Source organism: Marinobacter sp. MIT932201, assembly GCF_047123295.1.
GTDB lineage: Bacteria > Pseudomonadota > Gammaproteobacteria > Pseudomonadales > Oleiphilaceae > Marinobacter > Marinobacter salsuginis.
In genome coordinates this window covers 3,869,253-3,892,164 of record NZ_CP138917.1, presented here as the reverse complement: position 1 = coordinate 3,892,164, position 22,912 = coordinate 3,869,253, and the positions used below count along the sequence as shown (strand labels likewise).

The following is a 22,912-nucleotide window of genomic DNA, read 5'->3' as shown; positions in this document are numbered from 1 at the left end:
TGAAACCACTAAAGTAACCCTCAACGTCATCGCTTTGCTCAAAAAGTGAGCAGGTTGTTGGCTTCGGAAGTTGCTGTACGCTTCTCCCTAACGACTTAGAAAACCAACGTAGAAAGGATTGAGACCATGCCCTACGCACAAGACGTTGACCAGATTGCTTCCCTGTTGAAGCAGCACCCGACCTGGAACGCTATCAACCCGAAGCACGCCGCTCGCATGCGCGCCCAGAACAAGTTCAAGACTGGTCTGGACATCGCCAAGTACACCGCCAAGATCATGCGCGAAGACATGGCGAACTACGACAAGGACACGTCCCAGTACACCCAGTCCCTGGGCTGCTGGCACGGCTTCATCGGTCAGCAGAAGCTGCTGTCCATCAAGAAGCACTTCGGTACCACCAAGCGTCGTTACCTGTACCTCTCCGGCTGGATGGTTGCCGCCCTGCGCTCCGAGTTTGGTCCGCTGCCTGACCAGTCCATGCACGAGAAGACGGCTGTATCCGGCCTGATCGAAGAGCTGTACACCTTCCTGCGTCAGGCAGATGCCTGGGAACTGAACCACCTGTTCCGTGCTCTGGAAGAAGCCGAGAAAGCTGGTGACAACGCCAAGGCTGAAGAGCTGATCAAACAGATCGACAACCACGAAACTCACGTTGTGCCGATCATTGCCGACATCGACGCCGGTTTTGGTAACGCCGAAGCCACTTACCTGCTGGCCAAGCAGATGATCGAAGCCGGTGCCTGCTGCATCCAGATCGAGAACCAGGTGTCTGACGAGAAGCAGTGTGGCCACCAGGACGGCAAGGTTACCGTTCCGCACGCCGACTTCCTGTCCAAGATCAACGCCGTTCGTCTGGCGTTCCTCGAGCTGGGCGTGGATGACGGTGTTATCGTAGCCCGTACCGACTCCCTGGGCGCTGGCCTGACCCAGAAGCTGGCTGTTACCGACGAGCCGGGCGACCTGGGCGACCAGTACAACAGCTTCCTCGACGGCGACTACATCGAGGACGCTTCCGAGATCAACAACGGCGACGTGGTCATCAAGTCTGACGGCAAGCTGATGAAGCCCAAGCGTTTGGCCTCCGGTCTGTTCCAGTTCCGTCCGGGCACTGGCGAAGACCGTGTTGTTCTGGACTGCATCACCAGCCTGCAGAACGGCGCTGACCTGCTGTGGATTGAAACCGAGAAGCCGCACGTTGGCCAGATCGCCGGCATGGTTAACCGCATCCGTGAAGTAGTGCCCGATGCCAAGCTGGTCTACAACAACAGCCCGTCCTTCAACTGGACCCTGAACTTCCGTCAGCAGGTATTCGACGCCTGGAAGGAAGAAGGCAAGGACGTATCTGCCTACGACCGTGACAAGCTGATGAGCGAAGAGTACGACAACACTGAGCTGGGTCAGCTGGCTGACCAGTGGTGCCAGAACTTCCAGCGTGACGCGTCTCGCGAAGCGGGTATCTTCCACCACCTGATCACCCTGCCGACTTACCACACTGCGGCCCTGTCTACCGACAACCTGGCCAAGGGCTACTTCGGTGACGAAGGCATGCTGGCTTACGTTGCCGGTGTACAGCGCAAGGAAATCCGTCAGGGTATCGCTACCGTTAAGCACCAGGACATGGCTGGTTCCAACATCGGTGACGACCACAAGGAATTCTTCGCTGGTGATGCGGCCCTGAAGGCCGGTGGTAAAGACAACACCATGAACCAGTTCGGTTAATCGACGGTTCGGATGTTGCTGAGGCGGGCCTGACCGGTTCGCTTCAAACCACAAAACCCCGCCTTGTGCGGGGTTTTGTTTTTCTGACACCTCATTTCTTCTGTATGTGTCTGAAACGACCGCATAAAACTCCCATATCCCCCTTTTCATTTGCACTCGCTGTTTCATCGCTGAAACAGTTTCGTCATCACCAAGACCGGATGGATTTCAGGCGCTCAAAGGAAAAACCATTAAAAACAATGCTATGAATGCGAATTTTCGGTATTGGCACGGGAATCGCTCCTTTGTTCTGGCGGGTCTGAACCTTGGCTTACCCGAAGGCTAGCGGGTTGGGTCGGATCCCTTAAAAGCCAACAACTCAAAGGAAATGACATCATGAATACTAAAAAAACACTGCTAGCAGCTGCCATCGCGATGGCAATGGGCGTTTCCGGTTTTGCCTATGCCGATCAGGGCGGGGACGGTGATCCGAATACCAATGCGGACAACACCTCCACCGCTAACAACGACCAATCCGGCAATACTGACTCCGGTAACGACAATTCCACTGACAGCTCGGACAACAGCACCAACGTGGCTGATTCGTTCAAGATTGCCGACAGTGGCAACGACAACTCCACGGACAGTTCCGATAACTCAACCAATGTTGCGGACAGTGGCAACGACAATTCCGACAACAGCACCGACGTGGCCGATTCGTTCAAGATTTCCGACAGTGGAAATGACAATTCGGACAATTCCACCAACGTAGCTGACAGCGGAAATACAGCTGTGGCCGATAGCGGAAATGATAACTCCGACAATTCCACTAATGTGGCAGACAGCGCAAACGACAGTTCCGATAATTCCATCAATGTCGCGGACAGCGGCAATGACAGTTCGGACAACTCCACCAATGTCGCCGACAGTGGAAATGACAGTTCCGACAATTCCACCAATGTTGCGGACAGCGGAAACGACAATTCCGACAACTCTACCAATGTGGCAGACAGCGGGAATGACAGTTCCGATAATTCCACCAACGTTGCGGATAGCGGAAACGACAATTCCGACAACTCCACCAACGTAGCGGACAGCGGTAATACCACCGTCTCGGATAGTGGCAATGACAGTTCCGACAATTCCACTAACATTGCCGATAGCGGGAATACGACTGTCTCCGACAGCGGTAACGACAGTTCCGATAACTCATTGGCACTGGATCTGGACGTGTTCCTGAACAACGCTGATCTGGACGGCAGTGTGTCGGGCTCTTCAACCTCCTATGGCGATGCCAACGGCAGGGCATCTTACACCGAGGCTCGCAACCGCAACGAAATCGCCGGCGGTTCAGCGAACTACACCGGCGTTGGCGCCTTTGCCCAGAATGCCGGCAACGGCAGCGTTACACAGGCAAATGTCAGTGTAATGTCCAACCTGTCCACCGGTGGTGGCGGCCAGTAAGGAATCCAGGCCGCACCTTGGCGGGTGCGGCCCGGTTATTCCGGGAGAACTGCCATGGGTTACGTCATCAGATGGAAACTGAAGGCTGCCTTGCTGGCGCTATTGGTTACAGGAGCGGGATATGCTTCGGCCGAGGAGTGGATGGACGCCCATTCCCTGTCGGAAGATCAACTGGAAGATGCCAGCGGTCGCCAGGGAATCCCGCTGCAATGGCAAATCAACAATAACCAGCAGAACGCGAACGTCTCCGATAACCTGCTGTCCGGAAACGTTGTCACTGGCAATAACAGTATTTCCGACAACGCCTTCGGCAACATGAGCGGAGTCGCCACGGTTATCCAGAACACGGGTAACCAGGTGGTTATTCAGGACAGTACCCAGATCAACATACTGATCAATCACTGACGGAGGTGGGCCATGACCAGGAAGGTTCTTGTCGCGGTTTGCGCGAGTGCCGGGCTGTTATGGTCCACCGCATTTGCCGGATCGGTCATGGTTCCCGGTATTGGCGGGGACTTCCGTCTTAGCGTAAAGAGTTTTGAAAGCCGCCGCTTCGACAGTGTCCTGCGCCAGCAGTACGACTTCAGTTGCGGCTCGGCGGCAGTGGCCTCGTTATTGTCGTTTCATTACGAGGACCAGGTCACCGAGCACGAAGTCTTTATCGACATGTTGGCCTTGGCAGATGAAGAGAAGGTGCGCCGGCATGGGTTCTCCATGCTGGATATGAAACGTTACCTGGCGTCCAGAGGGTATCAGGCCGATGGGTTTCGCTTGCCATTGGAAGGGCTGAGGGAGAAGGTGCGCCTGCCGATGATTGTCTTGCTGAACATCGAGGGTTTCCGTCATTTCGTGCTGATTAAGGGCATCAGCGATGACGAGGTACTGATAGGCGATCCCGCCCGGGGTCTGAGAGTCTACCCCCACGAAACATTCAGCGAATACTGGGATGGCACTGCCTTCGTTATCCGTAGTCACCTTGATCAGGGGCGTGACCACTTTCTTGATAACGGCCATTGGCCACAGGTGGCCAGGGCCCCGTTGCAAAAAGGGCTCGGGGGGCCATCTCTCGGGCACACGCTGCCCTACTGGCCCTCCACGAGGGAATGGTGATGATCATGAAGGGCAGGATGCCCGCGGTCGCATTACTCGTTTTTGCCTGTTCGGCCCTGACGCCAGTGGCTCGCGCGGAACTGAACCCCGGAGTTGAGCCCATCAGTGACGGGGAGCTTTCGGAGTACCGGGGCGGCTTCCTGATGGATAACCTGGAGATCAGCATTGGCCTGGAACAGGTTGTTGGTATTAATGGTGACACCCTGGTAATCAACCGATTGACCATTCCCAACCTCAACCAGCCCGTCAATGACCGTTTGCTGGACCACCAGATGGAAACAGTACTGGAAGTGATCAGTGCCAACCGTAGTGGTGGTGCGCGGGTGGCCAGCCATATGGCAGGTCCCAGTGGCTGGATGACGGTGGTTCAGAACAGCCTGGACAGCACTGTCATACAGAATATGCATCAGTTGAATATCGAGCTGAATAACCTGGGTGCGGGGAATCAGTTCCCGGCCCGGTTCAGTGATCAACTGATTCAGTTGCTCGGCCGCTGACAGAACCCCGATCCCACGCTAGAGACTGATTGGAAGCTTGAGTGTAATCTCGCTGTTGGGCGCGTTTTCCGTAACGCCAATGCTTACCGTCAGGTTAAGAGATGTGGATCGCGACAGGCGCTGGGACAGCCCGAATGACAGAGACCCGATCTGAATTCGGTCGAAATTGGATTCGAAGAGATCAATGTCTCTCTCGAATGTGGTTTTTCGAATGATCGAGTGATCGTAGCCGAGGCTGAATGACGTGCGATCGTTAAACGCGAATCCCATCCCGAAGCCGAAGCGCACGATGTCGCCGGGGTCAACGGTGCCGCCATTTTCAAAGCCCTGCTCCTCTTTGAGGGTCCAGACATAGCTCAGATTGCCGAACAACACGGCCGGGTCTGTGGGGTAGATGAAAGAGAGTCCGGGTTCGAATGCCCAGAAGCCTGAACCTGTTGGCCGGCTCTCCAGCTCGACGCCAATCGGGTTGCCCTGGTTATCCTCGATGACCCGCTGGTCAACATCGTAGGGGCCTTCACCGGTTGGCGCCCTGACACGCAGCGCACCGATTACGTAGGGCCAGCCCCCGAGGCCATCAGTCAGTTGATAGCGAGCTGATACTTCAACATCACCGAGACCCTCGCCAGAAGACTCACGCAGGGTATCCACCGGTGTGCCCTGGAAAACCTCACGCTCTCTCAGGTCCTCGTTGATGCTCAGGTAAGGCACGCGGACCGCCGCTTCAAACTTGCTGGTAAATCCGTATTTGAGTGACACGGCGCCGACGAAAATATCGCGCTGGATTTCTGAAATGTTGATCAGTCCGATCAACAGCGCAGGGATGACGGTGTAGCCTTCGATCGCGACTGCCGTCGAGTTGCTGTGGGCATGGGAAAAGGATGGCTCAATGGAAAACCGGCCCGGCCGGGTGACGATACCGCGGTCGGCGGTTATGGAGGCGATATCGGTCGCCGGGTCGTGACCCTCGTCAGAGGTTGTCCGGATTTCGGTGGCCAGGGGAGCGTCATCCCGGTCTGCCTGAGCGGCTTCAACCAGCATCGCCGGACCCAGAGAAACAAGCGGGATGAGCCATAGTGTGTTTTTGTTCATGGGAAACTCCTTCAGCTGTCTTTCTGAAGTCGGGTTGAGGGGCCATGGGGCACGTGGTGCTTGTCCATCAGCCGGTAGAACGAAACCCGTGAAATATTCAGCAGCCGGGCAGCTGCCGACACGTTGTTGTGGGCAAGCGCGAGACTTACCGAGATCGCCTGCCGATCGGCTCTGGAGCGGAAAGCGTCCAGTGAGAGGTCTCGGTTTCGGTCGTGGTTATCCGCCGGGTTGGTGGAAAACCCCATGTCTTCGGCCCCGATCTGTGGGCTTTCTCCCAGCAATAATGCCTGACGCAAACGGTTCTGCAGTTCCCTGAGGTTGCCGGGCCAGGGGTGCCCGGCCAGGCAAATCATTGCATCGTCCGTGAGGCGCCTGGTGCCTCTGGCTGAGGGTGTGGCCGACAGTATCCGGCTGGCCAGGATGGGAATGTCTTCCTTGCGTTCCCGCAACGGTGGTAACAACACATGCAGGCTTCCAAGCCGGTAAAATACGTCGCTGCGGAAGGCCCCGGTCTTGACCAGCTGTTCAAGCGGCTTGGTGCTTGTTGCAATCAGTCGAGTGTCGACACTGATGGGATGGTTGGAGCCCAGGCGCTCGATCAGGCCTTCCTGGAGGAAGCGCAGAATGGCGGATTGTTGCTCTGATTCAAGCTCGTCGACACCGATCAATAGCAAAGTGCCGCCATTGGCGGCTTCAATGCGCCCTTTCTGGACGCTCATGGCATGGGTAAAAGCGCCTTTTTCGTGGCCGAAGAGCTCGTTTTGGGTCAGTGAGCGGGGCAGGGCTGCACAGTTCACGGCGATCAGTGGCTTGTTTTTACGTGGTGAATGATCGTGTATGAAACGGGCTGCGGCTTCTTTGCCGGTCCCGTTCTCGCCATAGATCAGTACGGATTCCTCCGTGCGGGCAAATTTCTGCAATAACGCTCTGACATGCCGGATCGCCACCGAGTCACCCTCAAGAGCAACGTCGTGATAACAGGCGGGCTTGGTCCGTGATGCCTCCGCCTGAAGTTCAGACATACCCCAAAGGTGGCCAAGAATGGCATTGAGGCGTTCGGCCTGCAGAGGCCTCGTGTGATAGTCCGTGCAGTAACGGTTAGTGAGGGCACAGGCGTCCGGGCTCTGGATCTGGTGAGGCTCCAGCGTGGCAATCCAGTGCTGGACCGGAATCGTGTCCAGCCACTCGGGCAGGTGGGTCAGTTGATCCGCGCTCAACGAGCCAAGATCAAATACGCCGACTCTGGCCCCATGGACGGGCGTCTCTCCTGCCGTGGGTTTGTCTGAAATGGGAATGTGAACAAGCTGCCAGTCCCTGAACAAGGGTCCGATGGCAGAAGGGCACGGGTACACCGCCGACAACCAAACGAGCGGTCGTTTTTCCTTCATGGCGACTCTCCCTGAGACTTTGCCTGGAAAACGAACTGCTGGACGTTCAGTAAATGTTGGTAATACCGGAACTGCTGGATCCGATCACTGCCCTGTGACCGCATACGGCTGGGGAAACAGGCAAACAACTCCTGCTGGCGGACATTCAGTTTGTATGCCAGTTTATACACTTGTAGGCCTTTCAGGAGCTTAAAGAGAGAGGGTTCTGTCATTCCTGGCTCCCTGTAAAGTTTGCCGACACAGACTGCAAACCAGACGGGCAGGGACTGAAAGCATGGAGTTACAGTGAGCGTCAGTCAGGCTATTGTTTTTTCGATACTGGGCATCGCCCTGGTGCTGTTCGTCTGGAATCGAATCCGGTTTGACCTGGTCGCCCTGATGGCGCTTCTCGCCGTTGCCATCGCCGGGATCGTGCCGGCAGATCAGCTATTCGATGGCTTCGGCCATCCGGCTGTTGTGACCGTGGCTGCGGTTCTGGTGATCAGCCAGGGGCTGGTCAATGGCGGCGTGGTTGACCGCCTGGCGCGCCTGCTCGGTAAGGTGGGGCACCGGCCGACCCTGCAGGTGCTGATGCTGACGTCGGTGGTGGCCCTGTGCTCGGGCTTCATCAACAACGTCGGTGCGCTTGCGCTTCTTATGCCGGTGGCAATCTGGATGTCCCGGGAAGCGGGGCGCTCTCCGTCGCTGCTGCTCATGCCACTGGCATTTGGTTCTCTGCTGGGGGGAACCATGACGCTGATTGGCACGCCCCCGAACATCATCATTGCCAGTTATCGGGAAACGGGGTCCTTTGGCATGTTTGATTTCGCGCCGGTAGGCCTGGCGATTACCCTGGCAGGCATTGCCTTTATCACGCTGGTCGGGTGGCGCCTGACGCCAAGACGAGGCAAACCCGATGATGGCGGCAAGCTGTTCAGTGTCGGGGATTATGTGACCGAACTCCGGGTTCCCGACGATTCCTCGCATGTTGGCGCCACACTCCATGGCCTGCTGACCCGGGCTGACGCCGACAAGGATGTGGTGGTGCTGGCGTTGATCCGGGATGACAAGCGGTCTCTGGCACCATCGACGTTTTCCGTTTTGCGTGGTGGCGATCTGCTATTGGTGGAGGCGGATACCGATGCTTTGCAGGAATTTCTCGACAGCACTGCTCTTGAGTTGGCGAATGTAGAGGAGTCCTCCTCCAAAGAGTCTGACGAGCAGGAGAGTGCACCGGAAAAACCGCGCGAAAAGTCTCTGTCCGAGGGTGATGTCCGATTGCTGGAAGCGGTCATCACGCCGGAATCAGGCCTGATCGGGAAAACCGCCAACAGGCTGAATCTTCGCGAGCAGAATGGCCTCAATATTGTGGCGGTTGCACGCCAGGGGCAGCGGTTGCAGCGCCGCCTGGGGGACATTCGCTTTCAGGCTGGTGATATTCTCCTGGTGCAAGGTGAGGAGGACACCCTGCGCGTTACCCTTCAGGAGCTCGGGTGCCTTCCGCTGGCAGAACGAGGACTCCGGTTCGGCCGCGAACGCAACGCCTTACTGGCCGGTGGGCTGTTTGTGGCTGCCATCGCAGGAATCGTTGTGGGCTGGTTGTCGCCGCCTGTTGCCCTGGTTGCCTGTGCCGTCGCCATGGTTCTCAGTGGCGTGCTCAGCAATCAGGAAGCCTACCGTGCGATCGACTGGCCGGTCATCGTTTTGCTGGCGGCTATGATTCCGGTGGGTCAGGCCCTCGAAACCACCGGTGGAGCGGAGCTGATAGCGTCCTGGATGCTGATGCTTGGCTCCGGGGGCGAGGCCTGGGTGGTCGTTACGATTGTACTGATGGGGACCATGCTGCTGTCGAACGTCGTGAACAATGCGGCGGCGGCCATTCTGGTCGCGCCCATCGCCCTGAGTCTTTCGGGCCAGTTGGGCATTGCCGCAGACGCCATGTTGATGGCAGTGGCTATTGGCGCCTCCTGCGCCTTTCTGACGCCCGTGGGGCACCAGTCCAACGCGCTCGTTATGGAACCCGGCGGCTACCGGTTTGGCGATTACTGGCGCCTGGGACTTCCGCTGTCTTTACTGGTGGCCCTGGTGGCAGTCCCTGTCATTCTGGCAGTCTGGGGGTGAGTCTGTTTAACGCCGTTTGGCACTCTCTGGTATGCTGACAAAACCGTTGATGATAAGTGGTTGGCCAGATGACAGCGATTGAACAAATCGATGCGGCAAAGGCGGAATTGCTGGATCAGCTTGAATGGACACGCAAGCATACTGAAACCCTTGTAGGTTCTCTGCCGGAAAGCGCGCTGGATGTTCCCTACCATCCGGGCGTGAATCCGCCGCTCTGGGAGGTGGGGCATGCAGCCTTCTTCTACGAGGTGTTTGTATTCAATCTGCTGGATGGCACACCCAGCCACGATCCATCCATGGACGATCTCTGGGATTCGTTCCATATCGAGCACCGGGATCGCTGGAACCGGGAGCTGTTTCCCGGGCGCCAGAAGACCCTCGACTACTTCAATCTTATCTATGACCGCGTGGCCGAACGGATCGAAAAAGAGCCTTTGACCGATCAGGCTCGTTACCTTTACCGCTACGCGATCTACCACCAGAACATGCACATCGAGTCGATGATCTGGTGCCGTCAGACCGTCGGTTACCCGGCGCCTCCAGACACCGATCTGTACCGGCCTGCACCGGGTGAGCCGCATCACGGAGATGCGTTGGTTCCGGCAGGAGAGTGGCTGATCGGGATGCCGGGCGAATCCCAAAGTTATGCCAGTGACGACTTCGCCTTTGACAATGAAAAGCCGCGCTTCAAAGTGAAGCTGGATGCTTTCGCCATTTCGAAATGCCTGGTCAGTAACCGCCAGTTCCTGGAGTTCGTGGAAGACGGCGGCTATCGGCGCCCTGACCTCTGGTCATTTGGCGGACGCAAATGGCTTCAGACCGAAACCGACGTGGCCCTTGTTCATGGCAGTCGGGAACCCCTGTTCCGTGCTCCACGTCACCCGCTGTACTGGCGCTGGCATGATGAGCAGTGGCAGGAGCGAGTGTTCGACCGGTGGCAGCCCCTGAATCCGGACGCTCCGGTTACCCATGTGACGTTCTGGGAAGCAGAGGCGTATTGTCGTTGGGCGGGGCGTCGGCTGCCGACAGAACACGAATGGGAAGTTGCCGCTCTGGGGAATCGTCCGGGCGAGCCGTTCCGGCGTTTCCCATGGGGGAATGAGGCGCCGACCAGTCAGCTCGCGGATCTGGACGGGAGAGCCATGGCCCAGAACCCGGTGTTTGATTTTCCAGAAGGTGACAGTCCCTTTGGCTGCCGCCAGATGACCGGAACGGTCTGGGAGTGGACCAGTGATCAGTTTCTCCCTTACGACGGCTTCAAGGTGGACATGTACCCTTTCATGTCCACCTTGCAGTTCGGCGATCACAAGGTCACCAAAGGCGGTGGGTGCGCGACATCATCCTGTCTGATCCGCGGCACCTATCGTCAGGCTTATCTGCCCCAGCGCAATGATGTCTATACCGGCTTCAGGACCTGTGCACTTGAGCGAGAGTAAACGTTAGGCGCTCGGGCCGATTCGATTACTCCGGATTGCCCGTCACCAGGGACGGTTTCGCCGGTGTCTCGTCGATCAGGTGGCTGGCCAGCGCAACGCCGGTCTCGCTCATGGTCAGATAGGCCTCGTCGGCGCCAGCTTCCCGGATCTGCTTTGCTTCGTCCTCATACATGGTGTGTGCCACGATAAAACCCTTGAACCCCATCTTGCGAAGCATGCGCGCGGCGATGAGCTTGCCCTCGATATCACCCATGGCAAGGATCACCGATTGCACCGCCGGCATGTGCAAACCATTCCAGAAAGAAGCGTCCTCCGCGTCAGCAAAGACCACGTTGCGGCCCTCTTTCTGGTGTTGTTGGGCCTTAGCCGGGTCAGAGTCGAGCCCCATCAGTTTGGGCTGGTCATCGATCAGCCAGTCGTAGGCAGCGGTGCCTGTCCGCCCCATGCCCATGATCAGCACCCGGGTGTCGCCCAATGACAGCGGTTGTTCGTCCGGATGATGCTTGCTGCCCTCATACCGGCTGAGCCCCTGGGCGTAGCGTTCGTAAAGGCCGTGCGCGAACCGGTTGATGGGGGCTGATACCAGGAACGACAGAGACACGGAAATGGCCAGAGGTACCAGCCATTCAGGCAAGGCAACGCTGGCGACAATGAGGCCGAATTCGCTGTAGTTGGTCAGTGCCAGCGCACTCAGGAAGCCGCTGCGGGCCCGCAGGCGGAAGGCCAGTAGCAGGAAAAAGAACAGAATGCCTTTCAGCGGAAGGACCAGGCCGGCAATCACGGCAAAGAGGAGCGCGTCGCCATCGGGCAGCCCGCCAATGCCGATTTGCAGGAAGAAGCCCACGAGGAACACTTCCTTGACGCTCCAGAGCGATTTGGAAAGCTCCTGGGAGCGAGGGTGATTGGCCAGCATGGCGCCGAAAACAAGTGCGCCAAGCTCGGAACTCAGACCAACCGCTTCGAAGCCAAGTCCGCCGACCACAAGCGCGAGCAGCAGTCCCAGGAGTACCAGCAGTTCATCGTGGCCGCTGGCATCGAGCAACCTGAACAGAAGAGGTCGAAGTAGCGGCAACCCGAACACAATCAGCGCCCACTCGGAAGGTGTCTTCCCGGCCGCGAGACTCATGACGACCAGGGCAATCAGGTCCTGCATGATGAGGATGCCGATGGCGACCCGACCGTGGAATGCCCGTAGCTCCCGTTTGGATTCAAGCACCTTCGCCGCCAGTACGGTGCTCGAGAAGGACAGGGCAATGGCCAGCATCAAGGCTGTCGACCATTCGATATCCATGAGCAGGTACAGCCCGGGCGTAAAGACCGCGCAGGTAATTCCGAAATGAAGCAAACTGCCGCCAATCACTTCCGGGCTGACGATGGAACGGAGCTTCAGTTTAAGCCCGACAGTGAATAGCAGCAGGAGTACCCCAAGGTGCGCGATGTGTTGGAGAACGTTGGTCTCCTCGATCACAACACCGGTTGCCTCGGCGATGCCACTGAGCACGAAGCCTGCGGCCAGATAGCCAACAAGCGGAGGGAGTCCAACAAGCTTGACCAGCAGGCCAAGGCCGAAGGCAAAGGTAATCCAGATCGCTTCAGGCATGGGGTATCAATTCGGATGTCAAAAACACAATAGTTGCTAGGCTACCCTGTTTTCCTCTGCTCGTGTACTCGCAGAAGGTGGAAGGCAGGCAAAGCAACCCCCAAAGGCTTCATTCTGCTGGTTGCCCGATAAAGGTTCGGAACAGTTCTGCCGATTCTGCGGGGGCCTCCACCATGGGGGCGTGACCAATGCCTTCCATCAGCTCCAGGCGGCTACCCGGTATTGCTTCCGCAAACACCTCGCCGTTGCGGTAGTTTATAACCCGGTCCTCTTTGCCCCAGATGATCAGGACCGGCGCCTGAATCTCTGTGATGGCGTCGCGGAAGTCCGACTCGAAACCGGCGTCCCGGATGGCCGCAAAAATGACTTCGTTCACTTCCCGATTGGCAATGGCCCGCTCTTCCATTACACCCATGATCGGCCAGGGTACAAAGGGCTCTTTCTCAAGTGCAAATTCCATGAGTCGCTCGAAATCACCGGGTTTCCTGGGGATCAGGGGGTTGTCTCCCTCCATCACCAGATCCACCAGCTCGCTTTCATACTCGAGAATACCCGCCGGGTCGAACAACACCGCCGATTTTACTTTACCGGGATGGTTGGCGGCATAGAGAGCCGTAATCGCACCCCCCATGGAGTTGCCCATAATGTGGGCGTCATCGACGGAAAGCGCGTCGAGAATCTGTGCGACGTAACCGGCCTGGTCTTCCAGGCGATAGCCGATATCGAGGGGTTTGCTGCTCTCACCATGCCCGGGCAGATCGATCGCGTAGACATTGAAATCGCCGGTCAGGTGGCCGGCGAGGCGGGTCCAGTTGTCTTTGTTGGCCCCGAACCCGTGGATCATAACGATGGTGTCGCCATCCACCGCCTCGTGATTCCGCAGGTAGGCGATATCCAGGCTATCGACAGTCACGGTATCTGCTTCCAGGCCCGCCGAGGACCGTTCGAGCCCGATGGCCGTCTCGTAGATGCCCTGGCGTGAGCAGGCGCTCAGAACCAGCGAGACAGTCAGAATCAGGAACAGATTGAGGGTTAGCGGGCGTGGCATCAGGGGCTCCTTTCGGTTGGCTTGTCGGCATCCGTTGCGAGGCGTTTACATTACTCCATAAAAAAGCCCGGTCAATGACCGGGCTGTGTTTTCGCCGACTGGTTCTGCCAGGGCTCAGGACTGTTCGCGGGCAATGGCCCGAAAAGCGATGTCCTTGCGATAGAAAGCGCCGTCCCACTGGATCCGTGAGGCCAGTTCATAAGCCCGTTTCTGAGCCTCGGTAACGGTGTTGCCCAGTGCGGTGGCGCAAAGTACACGGCCACCGTTGGTGACGACCTGGTCTCCGTTCAGGCGAGTGCCGGCGTGAAACACCTTCTCGCCCTCGGTTTCGGTGTCCGGCAGGCCGGAGATGGCATCGCCCTTGTTATAGCTGCCCGGGTAACCACCGGCTGCCAGTACGATACCGACGGAGGCCCGGTCGTCCCACTCCGAGGGGCACTGGTCCAGCTTGCCGTCGATAGCGGCATCGCACAGTTCCACCAGATCAGACTTCATCCGCAGCATGATCGGCTGGGTTTCCGGGTCGCCAAAGCGGCAGTTGAATTCGATCACTTTCGGGGCGCCGCTGTTGTCGATCATCAGGCCAGCGTAAAGGAAACCCTTGTAGGGATGGCCCTCAGATGCCATGCCACGCACAGTCGGGTAAATGACCTCATCCATGATGCGCTGGTGCACATCGGCGGTAACCACCGGAGCGGGGGAGTAGGCGCCCATGCCCCCGGTATTGGGGCCGGTGTCGCCATCGCCCACCCGTTTATGATCCTGGGAGGTGGCCATGGCCAGTACATGCTCGCCATCCACCATCACGATGAAGCTGGCTTCCTCGCCGTCAAGGAATTCCTCGATGACCACGCGGCTACCGGCATCACCGAACGCGTTGCCGGCCAACATGTCGCGAATGGCGTCCTCGGCTTCTTCCAGGGTCATGGCCACGATCACGCCTTTGCCGGCGGCCAGGCCGTCAGCCTTGACCACGATAGGGGCGCCCTGCTGGCGGACATAGGCCAGAGCTTCATCCACGTCGGTGAAGTTGCCATAGCCGGCCGTCGGAATCTTGTGGCGTGCCAGAAAATCCTTGGTAAAGGCCTTGGAGCCTTCCAACTGCGCGGCGCCGGCACTCGGGCCGAATACCCGCAGGCCACGCTGTTCGAACTTGTCCACGATGCCTGCCACCAGCGGTGCTTCCGGGCCGACGATGGTCAGTCCAACGTGGTTGGTGGCGGCGAAGTTGGCCAGTCCGTCCAGGTCCATCACGTCGATGTCGACATTTTCCAGGCCGGCTTCCCGTGCCGTGCCGGCGTTGCCGGGCGCCACAAAAACACGGTCTGCCTTGGGTGACTGGGCGGCTTTCCAGGCCAGGGCATGTTCGCGGCCGCCGGAGCCAATAACGAGAATATTCATGTTGCGTATCCCTCAGTGCCGGAAGTGGCGCATGCCGGTGAAGACCATGGCGATGCCGTGCTCGTTGGCCGCATCAATCACTTCCTGATCGCGCATGGAACCACCAGGCTGGATAACAGCGGTAATGCCGGCTGCGGCAGCCGCGTCGATGCCATCCCGGAACGGGAAGAAGGCGTCAGAGGCCATCACTGACCCTTTCACTTCCAGACCTTCATCAGCGGCCTTGATGCCGGCAATCTTGGCACTGTAGACCCGGCTCATCTGGCCGGCGCCCACGCCAATGGTGCGGCCGGCCTTGGCATAGACAATGGCGTTGGATTTAACGTACTTGGCTACTTCCCAGGCAAACAGCAGATCATTGAGCTCCTGCTCCGAGGGCTGGCGCTCGGTGACCACTTTGACGTCTTCCATGGCCACCATGCCCAGATCCCGGTCCTGAACCAACAGGCCACCGGTTACCCGTTTGTAGTCCATGGAGCGTGCACGTTCACCATCAAACTCGCCGCAGGCCAGCAGGCGCACGTTCTTCTTGGCGGCGACCAGTTCCACCGCTTCCGGAGCGACGGTGGGGGCGATGATCACTTCCACAAACTGGCGGTCAATGATGGCTTTGGCCGTCTCTGCATCGAGCTCCCGGTTGAAGGCAATGATGCCACCAAACGCCGAGGTGGGGTCGGTGGCGAAGGCCAGGTCGTAGGCCTGACGGATATCTGCACCGATGGCTACGCCACAGGGGTTGGCGTGTTTGACGATCACACAGGCCGGGTCGGCGAAGGGCTTCACGCATTCCAGGGCGGCATCGGTGTCGGCTACGTTGTTGTAGCTGAGCTCTTTGCCCTGGAGCTGTTTGGCCGTGGCTACGCAGGCTTCCTTCGGGTTACGCTCGGCGTAGAAGGCCGCGCGCTGATGCGGGTTTTCGCCATAGCGCATGTCCTGGACCTTCACGAACTGGGCGTTAAAGGTACGGGGGAAATCGGCATTGTCGTTATCCGGCGTACGGCCGCCCAGGTAGTTGGCGATGGCGCCATCGTAGCCCGCAGTGTGCTCAAATGCCTTGACCGCAAGATCAAACCGGGTGCTGTAGCTCAGTTGACCATCGTTGGCGTCCAGCTCTTTAAGGATCCGGCTGTAGTCAGAGGCGTTCACCACGATGGCAACGTCGTTGTGGTTCTTGGCCGCAGCGCGAACCATGGTCGGACCACCGATATCAATGTTCTCAATGGCAGTCGCCAGATCACAGTCGGGTTTGGCAACCGTCTCCTCGAAGGGGTAGAGATTGACCACGACCATGTCGATGGGGTTGATGCCATGCTCGGACATGACCGCATCATCAGTGCCCCGACGGCCAAGTATCCCGCCGTGAATCTTCGGGTGAAGGGTTTTTACCCGGCCATCCATCATCTCGGGAAAACCGGTGTAGTCGGAGACTTCGGTAACCGGGATGTTGTTTTCTTTCAGGAGCCGGAAGGTGCCACCGGTGGAGAGCAGCTCAACGCCGCGTTCGGTCAGGGCACGTCCGAAATCGACGATGCCGGTTTTATCACTCACGCTGATCAGGGCGCGACGGACGGAGGTGTTAGCCTGGTTTGCCATGGGTCACTTTCTTCGCTGGAGATGAACGAATAAGGGCCTCGCGAATGGTGTCCGGGAGGCCACAGGGAGCCTCTGAACAACTTCTCAATCCCCTCTGCGTGCTCTGAAGGCCGTAGATGCAAGGCGCGGCTCGCCGGCAATGGCCGTAGTCCTTGGCAAGAGTCGCAACGCCGCAGATGCGGCCTTCAGAGCGCGCCCTTCGGGGCCTTCAGAGCCATTTACACTCTGTGTTGCGACTTTTTGCAATGTCCCGACATTGCTGCAAAGTCGCGTCTTGACTGTAATTGGCTCTGAAGGCCAGAGGTGATTGAGAAGTTGTTCAGAGGCTCCTTAAATCAGGGTGTCTGGATTATAGCAGACCGTACTGCTTCAGCTTCTTGCGCAGGGTGCCGCGGTTCAGGCCCAGCATGGTGGAGGCCTTGGTCTGGTTGTTGCGGGTGTATTTCATCACCTGCTCCAGCAGCGGAGCTTCCACCTCGGACAGTACCAGCTGGTAGACCTCGGTCACCGGAGCGCCGTCCAGTTGGGCGAAGTAGTTTTTCAGGGCAACCTCCACGCTGTCACGCAGGGTGACGGTGTTGCCGCTGCTGTTCACCGTCTGCAACTGATGAATATCATCGTTGGCCGGGGTGCTCAGGTTATCGTTTGCCAAAGTCTCAGCGCTCATGCTGCGAATACCTCTCCATTTCGTAAGCCTGCAAAATACCGTTGAATCGTGTCTCTCTGCTCCAGCGCATCGTCGATGGCGTTGAAGCGTTTGCGGAACTGTTTACCCGGATCGTGGGACTGCAGGTACCAGCCCACGTGTTTTCTGGCAATGCGCACACCCATGGTCTCGCCATAGAAGGCGTGCAGTGCCTGGAGGTGCTCGGTCAGAATATCTTCGACCTCGTCCAGCTCCGGTGCGGCCATGTGGCTGCCGGTTTCCAGGAAATGCCGGATTTCCCGAAAAATCCAGGGGCTACCCTGGGCGGCACGGCCTATCAGCAAGCCATCGGCACCGGTGTGGCGAAGCACGTCCCGGGCTTTCTCCGGTGATGTAATATCCCCATTGGCAAACACCGGAATGCTGATGCGCGACTTCACATCGGCGATGGTGTCGTACTCGGCGTTGCCCTCGTACTTGTCCGCACGGGTCCGGCCATGAATGGCAACCGCCTGAATACCGGCATCCTCCGCCATTCGGGCAACGACCAGTGCATTGCGATTGTCCCTGTCCCATCCGGTACGCATCTTGAGGGTGACGGGAATATCAACCGCCTGAACCACAGCCTCAAGAATGTCGCGCACCAGGGCTTCATCTTTCATCAGTGCGGAGCCGGCGGCCTTGTTGCAGACTTTCTTGGCCGGACAACCCATATTGATGTCGATGATCTGGGCACCGAATTCCGCATTCTGACGTGCGGCGTCGGCGAGCATCTGCGGATCACCGCCGGCGATTTGCACCGAACGGGGCTCCGGCTCACCCTGATGATTCAGACGTGTCCGGGACTTGCGCGTATGCCAGAGTTTGCTGTCCGCTATGACCATCTCCGACACCGCCAGACCGGCGCCCAACCTCCGGCAAAGCAGACGGAAAGGGCGGTCTGTTACGCCAGCCATGGGCGCAACAATCAAGGGGTTGGGCAAGGTGTACGGCCCGATTTTTGCCGTTGGCAGCATGATCTGAGTCCGTGTCACAGCGGGTTAAGCAAAGGTCGGGCTGAGCGGTTGTTCAATAAGTAACCGATCCAGCATCCGAAGGGCGGTAATGATACCGCCGGGTGAACCATGATTGAAGGGGCTGGGCGGTGAAAAAACTGATTATTTTTCGCCCTTTCTGGTTGACTTTTGTTCTGTGCGATGGCCGTCGGCCATCGCTGTCGAGTAAATACTTCCTGACTCGATCAGGGAGTGTGGGGGCGGAAGAGGATGTTGTAATTCACTGCGTCACGGCCCGGATCCCGAATGTTGATGGCAATGCGCACGGGGGTATCCGTGGGCATGGCTTCCAGCTCTCGACCCTCGCCGGCCAGGTATTCGTCGGGCGTGAACAGGCTTTGTGCAACCACATCGCCGTTCAGGTTGGAAAAGGTCAGGGCAATGGCGGGGAACGGCTGCTCGAAATCGGCCCGGTTGATGATGACGGCATCGACCACCAGTTGCGAGCGGTTATCCGGATCGGTCCGAACCACCAGTTTCCGGCTCTGTATCGCCTCAACATTGATCAGCGGTTTGAGCTCGCATCCGGCCAGTTCACACCCTTTTTCATAAAACGGCCGCAACTCGGGAATGGCCGACAGGCGGTCGAACTGGAACCAGGTGACCTGGGCGATCAGAACACCGATCAGGCCCAGCACAATGACACTCCATACGATGGTTCGAATGCCGCTCCCGCCCGAATCGACGGCAACGGGGTCGCGACGCAGGTCCCGGAAGGGTGGGTCGGCATGGAAGGTGTCGGCCGGTCGATCCGGCTCATCGAAATCGAAACCGGATTCCTCCACAAAGTCATCGAAAGGATCAGGCTCTTTGGCGGTCCGGTCGCCCCGGGAAGCGGGTGTTTGGGTCTGCTCGAACACCGGTTCTTCCTCGAGGCTTAGCTCGCGGTCGGGTTCCTGTCTGGTTTGTGGCTCGAACGCTGGCTCTTCCGGCTCGGGCTCGGGTTCGGGCTCCGGTTCTGGCCGCTCTGCAGCAGACGGTTTCCGTTGCGCTGGCTCGTCATCCTGCAGAATGGCTTCGGCCCAGCTTTCATCCACATTCTCGTCGGAACTGTCAGTCTCAGCGTCTTTGTAGTCTGCTTCGTCGCGCTCGTCGAAGCTGCGGAAGCTGTCGCTGAGCTCGTCATCGGAAAAGGTCAGCTTTGTGCCGGCGTACCGGCCTTCCGCCGCATCCTCTTCCGGGTTGTCAGCAAAGACAAAATCTTCCTCGCTGACGCCGGAGCCGGCCGGTGATTGGGTGCCCGCCGGTTGCTCGGGGCTGGGTTGGGTTCGTGGTTTATCGCCGCCGGGAATAACCTGGTGTTCGATGGCGTTGAACACTTTCATGCAGTTCCCGCAGCGTACCTTGCCCTTGGCAATGCCAAGCTGTTCTTCGGTTACCCGGAACCGGGTCTGGCAATTGGGGCACTGTGTCTGCAGGCTGCTCTGGGTCATGCTTCTTCCTGAAAGCGACTGGGCTACGAGTGTCGGAGTTTAGTCGTTAAGACCGGTTTCGTCATCTGTCGTTGCGCCGTCCTGTGAGGCGTATCCACTCTTCCCGCTGTTCGGGCTCGTCCATCACGAACCAGGGCTCGTAGGCGGCCATCACTTCCCGGGCCTGGCTGGACAAAATGCCCGATAGCACGAGGTCGCCGCCGGGTCTGGTCCGGGAAGCAAGGTGAGAGGCAAGGCCGATCAGAGGCTGGGCCAGGATATTGGCGAGCATGATGTCCGCTTTGGTCTCGGGTTCGTCTTCTGGCAGAAACAGGTCCAGCTTGCTGTCTTCGACACCATTACGCCGGGCGTTTTCCCGGCTGGCTTCAAGGGCCTGTGGGTCAGTATCGACGCCAATAACATGGTCTGCGCCAAGCAGCAGGGCTGCCAGGCCAAGAATGCCGGAGCCGCAGCCATAATCGATGACCTGCTTACCCTGGGCGTCCTGGCCATCGAGCCATTCCAGACAGAGCGCTGTGGTCGGATGGGTTCCGGTACCGAAGGCCAGGCCGGGGTCCAGCATCAGATTCGCGGCATCCGGGTCCGGAGCGTCATGCCAGCTCGGCACGATCCAGAGTCGCTCGCCGAATTTCAGGGGCTGAAAATCGTCCATCCAGGCCCGCTCCCAGTCCTTGTCCTCAACCAGCGTTACTTCGATTTCGGGAAGCGCCTGCTGGGTTCGCTGGTGCCAGGCATCCCGGATATCGGCGCATAGCTGTTCGATATCCCGATCGGAGTCGAATAATCCGGTGACGGTGGTCTGGCTCCAGAGAGGGGTGGTGCCCGGGTCGGGCTCGTACAGGGGCTGGTCGGCGGCATCCTCCATGGAGACGGCGTCGGAGCCCATCTCCATGAGCAGATCTTCCAGCTGATCCGCGTTGTCCGGATCAGCCGGGATCTGGAGTTGTATCCAGGGCATGTTTAATCCCGCATCAGTTTCTCAAGGTAGTGGATGGTGAAGTCTACCTGTTTAAAGCCACCATCGCGTACCAGTTTCCGATGCAGAGGCTGGTTGGTCTTGATTCCCTCGACCACCAGTTCGTCCAGCGCGTTCTTCATCCGGCGCCGGGCAATGTCTCGGTCGTCGCCCCAGGTGATCAGTTTGGCCACCAGGGAATCGTAATAGGGCGGAACCGTGTAGCCGCTATACAGGTGGGAATCCACCCGCACTCCATTCCCGCCAGGCGCATGGAAATGCTTGACCTTTCCAGGGCTGGGGATGAAAGTTTTCGGATCTTCGGCGTTGATCCGGCACTCCATGGCGTGCCCGGAGATCCGGATGTCGTCCTGGGTGTACTGCAGTGGCAGGCCGCTGGCGATGCGCAGCTGCTCACGCACGATGTCCACGCCGGTGACCATCTCGGAGACGGGATGTTCCACCTGGACCCGGGTGTTCATTTCGATGAAATAGAACTCGCCGTCCTGGTACAGGAACTCGAAGGTGCCAGCGCCCACGTAGCCGATTTCCTTGCAGGCATCGACGCAGGCCTTCAGGGTGCGCTCCCGGGATTCCTGGTTGATGTTCGGGGCCGGGGCTTCTTCGATAACCTTCTGGTTCCGGCGCTGCATGGAGCAGTCGCGGTCGCCCAGATGGATGCAGTTGCCGTGCATGTCGGCAAGAACCTGTACTTCCACGTGCCGTGGGGCTTCCAGGAATTTCTCCAGGTACACCGTCGGGTCGCCGAAGGCATTCTTGGCTTCACTCTGGGTGATCTGGACACCTTTCAACAGGGCCGCCTCCGAGTGCACCACCTGCATGCCGCGTCCGCCGCCGCCAGAGGCGGCCTTGATCATCACTGGATAGCCGATTTCGCGGGCAATTCTCAGGGTCCGCTCTTCGTCGTCATCCAGCGGGCCATCCGATCCCGGCACAGTCGGAACACCGGCCTTGATCATGGCGTTGATGGCAGACACCTTGTTGCCCATCAGCCGAATGGTATCGGCCTTGGGGCCGATGAAGCGGAAGCCGCTCTTTTCAACCTGTTCGGCAAAATCGGCGTTCTCGGCAAGGAAGCCGTAGCCGGGGTGAATACCCACGGAATCGGTTACCTCGGCGGCGCTGATGATGGTCGGGATGTTCAGGTAGCTGTCGGTGGCGCTGTTGGGGCCAATGCAGACCGACTCGTCAGCGAGGCGCACATGCATCAGGTCGCGATCGACCTGGGAATGCACTGCCACGGTCTTGATACCCAACTCCTTGCACGCGCGCAGAATCCGGAGGGCAATTTCACCCCGGTTTGCGATCAGAACTTTCTCTAACATGGCCATGAGTAGCTATCACCGCGTTCAGGAAATGACGACCAGGGGCTGGTCAAACTCAACCGGCTGGCCATTCTCGACCAGGATGTCCTGGATCGTGCCGCTCTTGTCGGCCTCAATCTGGTTCATCATCTTCATGGCTTCCACGATACAGATGACATCACCCACGTTGACCGTCTGGCCAACTTCCACAAACGCTTTGGCGGTGGGCGACGGTGAGCGATAGAACGTACCTACCATGGGGGATTTCACGGTGTGTCCGGACGGACCCGCTGGCGCTGACGGCTCTTCAGCCTCCGGGGCAGACGCCGCAGGGGCCGGAGCTGGCTGTTGTGCAGGCGCTGGGGCCGGGTAATGACTCACGTACTGGGCGCCGGCGGCCGGCTCACGGCGGCGGGAGATACGTACCGAATCGTCCGCCTCGTGAATCTCCAGCTCCTCGACGTCGGATTCCTCGAGCAGCTCGATCAGTTTCTTGATTTTACGAATATCCATAGTCAGTCCAGTCCCGTTTTGTCAGGTCTATCGGTGAATGCGTGTCAGGGCCGCCTGGAGTGCAAGATCGTACCCCTGGCTGCCCAGCCCACAGATAACGCCTTCGGCGATATCCGAGAAATAGGAGTGATGCCGGAACGGTTCCCGTGCATGCACGTTGGAAAGATGCACTTCAATAAAAGGAATTCCCGAAGCCAGCATGGCATCCCGAAGGGCAACGCTGGTGTGGGTGAAAGCGGCTGGATTGATGATGATAAAGTCCACGCCTTCTGCCCGGGCCTCGTGAACCCGTTCAATCAGTTCGTATTCGGCGTTCGATTGCAGATGCAGCAGATGGTGCCCGTGCTCCGCCGCCTGTGAACGCAACCGGTCGTCGATGTTTGCCAGCGTCTCGTAGCCATAGACCTCTGGCTCGCGTGTGCCGAGCATGTTCAGGTTGGGTCCATGGAGTACGAGAATTGTCGACATGGTTCTGTCTGCCTTGGTGTCTTTTTACAGGATCGCCGAATTTAACGGCATGTTCCCCCAATGGTGCGTGCTTGTTTTGTTCAGATCAAC

The 22,912-nt window shown here is 58.5% G+C and carries 20 protein-coding genes; 7 read left to right on the top strand and 13 right to left on the bottom strand.

Annotated elements, in window-relative coordinates; translation table 11 throughout:
• Window positions 1-126 precede the first annotated feature (126 nt).
• The 5 genes from SIC15_RS17935 (at window position 127) to SIC15_RS17915 (ending at window position 4,769) form a co-directional block, all read left to right on the top strand.
• A complete protein-coding gene (locus SIC15_RS17935; RefSeq protein WP_069182031.1) occupies window positions 127-1,719 on the top strand; it encodes an isocitrate lyase in 1,593 nt (530 codons plus the stop codon).
• A gap of 375 nt (window positions 1,720-2,094) precedes the next feature.
• A complete protein-coding gene (locus SIC15_RS17930) occupies window positions 2,095-3,162 on the top strand; it encodes a hypothetical protein (protein WP_377949274.1) in 1,068 nt (355 codons plus the stop codon).
• A gap of 54 nt (window positions 3,163-3,216) precedes the next feature.
• Window positions 3,217-3,567 carry a hypothetical protein gene (locus tag SIC15_RS17925; protein ID WP_069182029.1) on the top strand — a complete coding sequence of 117 codons (351 nt, stop codon included), beginning with the start codon at window positions 3,217-3,219 and terminating at the stop codon, window positions 3,565-3,567.
• 12 nt (window positions 3,568-3,579) lie between these two features.
• Window positions 3,580-4,272 carry a C39 family peptidase gene (locus tag SIC15_RS17920; RefSeq protein ID WP_412536597.1) on the top strand — a complete coding sequence of 231 codons (693 nt, stop codon included), beginning with the start codon at window positions 3,580-3,582 and terminating at the stop codon, window positions 4,270-4,272.
• A 5-nt stretch (window positions 4,273-4,277) separates the two neighbouring features.
• On the top strand, window positions 4,278-4,769 hold the full coding sequence (locus SIC15_RS17915; RefSeq protein ID WP_412536596.1) for a hypothetical protein: 492 nt from the start codon (window positions 4,278-4,280) through the stop codon (window positions 4,767-4,769).
• Between the two features lie 18 nt (window positions 4,770-4,787).
• Here SIC15_RS17915 and SIC15_RS17910 read toward each other — a convergent pair whose 3' ends face one another.
• Both SIC15_RS17910 and SIC15_RS17905 read right to left on the bottom strand, forming a co-directional pair.
• Window positions 4,788-5,861: a transporter gene (locus SIC15_RS17910; RefSeq protein ID WP_412536595.1), complete on the bottom strand. Its 1,074-nt coding sequence runs from the start codon at window positions 5,859-5,861 to the stop codon at window positions 4,788-4,790.
• 11 nt (window positions 5,862-5,872) lie between these two features.
• The gene (locus SIC15_RS17905) at window positions 5,873-7,249 is read right to left on the bottom strand and encodes a sigma 54-interacting transcriptional regulator (protein WP_412536594.1); all 1,377 of its coding nucleotides are present in this window, start codon (window positions 7,247-7,249) and stop codon (window positions 5,873-5,875) included.
• A gap of 285 nt (window positions 7,250-7,534) precedes the next feature.
• Here SIC15_RS17905 and SIC15_RS17900 point away from each other — a divergent pair, with 285 nt between their 5' ends.
• On the top strand, window positions 7,535-9,349 hold the full coding sequence (locus SIC15_RS17900) for an SLC13 family permease (protein WP_412536593.1): 1,815 nt from the start codon (window positions 7,535-7,537) through the stop codon (window positions 9,347-9,349).
• 68 nt (window positions 9,350-9,417) lie between these two features.
• Window positions 9,418-10,785, top strand: coding sequence for a selenoneine synthase SenA (senA, locus tag SIC15_RS17895; protein WP_412536592.1), 1,368 nt, complete (start codon window positions 9,418-9,420; stop codon window positions 10,783-10,785).
• A gap of 25 nt (window positions 10,786-10,810) precedes the next feature.
• Here the strand turns inward: senA and SIC15_RS17890 are convergent, their stop codons facing one another.
• From SIC15_RS17890 to aroQ, 11 genes are all read right to left on the bottom strand, one after another.
• A complete protein-coding gene (locus tag SIC15_RS17890) occupies window positions 10,811-12,385 on the bottom strand; it encodes a cation:proton antiporter family protein (RefSeq protein ID WP_305966464.1) in 1,575 nt (524 codons plus the stop codon).
• Window positions 12,386-12,494: 109 nt separating this feature from the next.
• Window positions 12,495-13,433, bottom strand: coding sequence for an alpha/beta fold hydrolase (locus SIC15_RS17885; RefSeq protein WP_412536591.1), 939 nt, complete (start codon window positions 13,431-13,433; stop codon window positions 12,495-12,497).
• 114 nt (window positions 13,434-13,547) lie between these two features.
• Window positions 13,548-14,834 (bottom strand): phosphoribosylamine--glycine ligase, encoded by a 1,287-nt coding sequence (gene purD, locus SIC15_RS17880; RefSeq protein WP_412536590.1) that lies wholly within the window; start codon window positions 14,832-14,834, stop codon window positions 13,548-13,550.
• Between the two features lie 12 nt (window positions 14,835-14,846).
• Entirely contained in the window at window positions 14,847-16,427 is a 1,581-nt protein-coding gene (gene purH / locus SIC15_RS17875; protein ID WP_412536589.1) for a bifunctional phosphoribosylaminoimidazolecarboxamide formyltransferase/IMP cyclohydrolase, read from the bottom strand.
• 349 nt (window positions 16,428-16,776) lie between these two features.
• Window positions 16,777-17,094 carry a DNA-binding transcriptional regulator Fis gene (gene fis, locus SIC15_RS17870; RefSeq protein WP_008170934.1) on the bottom strand — a complete coding sequence of 106 codons (318 nt, stop codon included), beginning with the start codon at window positions 17,092-17,094 and terminating at the stop codon, window positions 16,777-16,779.
• On the bottom strand, window positions 17,091-18,089 hold the full coding sequence (gene dusB / locus SIC15_RS17865; RefSeq protein ID WP_069182020.1) for a tRNA dihydrouridine synthase DusB: 999 nt from the start codon (window positions 18,087-18,089) through the stop codon (window positions 17,091-17,093). Before dusB ends, fis begins: the two co-directional genes overlap by 4 nt.
• Window positions 18,090-18,313: 224 nt before the next feature.
• Entirely contained in the window at window positions 18,314-19,561 is a 1,248-nt protein-coding gene (locus SIC15_RS17860; protein WP_412536588.1) for a DUF3426 domain-containing protein, read from the bottom strand.
• A gap of 61 nt (window positions 19,562-19,622) precedes the next feature.
• Window positions 19,623-20,519 carry a 50S ribosomal protein L11 methyltransferase gene (gene prmA, locus SIC15_RS17855; protein WP_136631360.1) on the bottom strand — a complete coding sequence of 299 codons (897 nt, stop codon included), beginning with the start codon at window positions 20,517-20,519 and terminating at the stop codon, window positions 19,623-19,625.
• 2 nt (window positions 20,520-20,521) lie between these two features.
• Window positions 20,522-21,868 (bottom strand): acetyl-CoA carboxylase biotin carboxylase subunit, encoded by a 1,347-nt coding sequence (gene accC / locus SIC15_RS17850; protein ID WP_069182017.1) that lies wholly within the window; start codon window positions 21,866-21,868, stop codon window positions 20,522-20,524.
• 18 nt (window positions 21,869-21,886) lie between these two features.
• Window positions 21,887-22,354: an acetyl-CoA carboxylase biotin carboxyl carrier protein gene (accB, locus tag SIC15_RS17845; RefSeq protein ID WP_377949306.1), complete on the bottom strand. Its 468-nt coding sequence runs from the start codon at window positions 22,352-22,354 to the stop codon at window positions 21,887-21,889.
• A 27-nt stretch (window positions 22,355-22,381) separates the two neighbouring features.
• On the bottom strand, window positions 22,382-22,822 hold the full coding sequence (aroQ, locus tag SIC15_RS17840) for a type II 3-dehydroquinate dehydratase (RefSeq protein WP_069182015.1): 441 nt from the start codon (window positions 22,820-22,822) through the stop codon (window positions 22,382-22,384).
• Window positions 22,823-22,912: the final 90 nt, after the last annotated feature.

Bases quoted from the DNA above. Each gene is read 5' to 3' on its own strand.
- fis (WP_008170934.1), bottom strand. From the start codon at position 17,094: ATGAGCGCTGAGACTTTGGCAAACGATAACCTGAGCACCCCGGCCAAC.
- purH (WP_412536589.1), bottom strand. From the start codon at position 16,427: ATGGCAAACCAGGCTAACACCTCCGTCCGTCGCGCCCTGATCAGCGTG.
- purD (WP_412536590.1), bottom strand. From the start codon at position 14,834: ATGAATATTCTCGTTATTGGCTCCGGCGGCCGCGAACATGCCCTGGCC.
- SIC15_RS17910 (WP_412536595.1), bottom strand. From the start codon at position 5,861: ATGAACAAAAACACACTATGGCTCATCCCGCTTGTTTCTCTGGGTCCG.
- SIC15_RS17920 (WP_412536597.1), top strand. From the start codon at position 3,580: ATGACCAGGAAGGTTCTTGTCGCGGTTTGCGCGAGTGCCGGGCTGTTA.
- SIC15_RS17890 (WP_305966464.1), bottom strand. From the start codon at position 12,385: ATGCCTGAAGCGATCTGGATTACCTTTGCCTTCGGCCTTGGCCTGCTG.
- SIC15_RS17930 (WP_377949274.1), top strand. From the start codon at position 2,095: ATGAATACTAAAAAAACACTGCTAGCAGCTGCCATCGCGATGGCAATG.
- SIC15_RS17935 (WP_069182031.1), top strand. From the start codon at position 127: ATGCCCTACGCACAAGACGTTGACCAGATTGCTTCCCTGTTGAAGCAG.
- SIC15_RS17925 (WP_069182029.1), top strand. From the start codon at position 3,217: ATGGGTTACGTCATCAGATGGAAACTGAAGGCTGCCTTGCTGGCGCTA.
- SIC15_RS17885 (WP_412536591.1), bottom strand. From the start codon at position 13,433: ATGCCACGCCCGCTAACCCTCAATCTGTTCCTGATTCTGACTGTCTCG.
- accB (WP_377949306.1), bottom strand. From the start codon at position 22,354: ATGGATATTCGTAAAATCAAGAAACTGATCGAGCTGCTCGAGGAATCC.
- senA (WP_412536592.1), top strand. From the start codon at position 9,418: ATGACAGCGATTGAACAAATCGATGCGGCAAAGGCGGAATTGCTGGAT.
- SIC15_RS17905 (WP_412536594.1), bottom strand. From the start codon at position 7,249: ATGAAGGAAAAACGACCGCTCGTTTGGTTGTCGGCGGTGTACCCGTGC.
- prmA (WP_136631360.1), bottom strand. From the start codon at position 20,519: ATGCCCTGGATACAACTCCAGATCCCGGCTGATCCGGACAACGCGGAT.
- SIC15_RS17915 (WP_412536596.1), top strand. From the start codon at position 4,278: ATGAAGGGCAGGATGCCCGCGGTCGCATTACTCGTTTTTGCCTGTTCG.
- dusB (WP_069182020.1), bottom strand. From the start codon at position 18,089: ATGCTGCCAACGGCAAAAATCGGGCCGTACACCTTGCCCAACCCCTTG.
- SIC15_RS17860 (WP_412536588.1), bottom strand. From the start codon at position 19,561: ATGACCCAGAGCAGCCTGCAGACACAGTGCCCCAATTGCCAGACCCGG.
- aroQ (WP_069182015.1), bottom strand. From the start codon at position 22,822: ATGTCGACAATTCTCGTACTCCATGGACCCAACCTGAACATGCTCGGC.
- accC (WP_069182017.1), bottom strand. From the start codon at position 21,868: ATGGCCATGTTAGAGAAAGTTCTGATCGCAAACCGGGGTGAAATTGCC.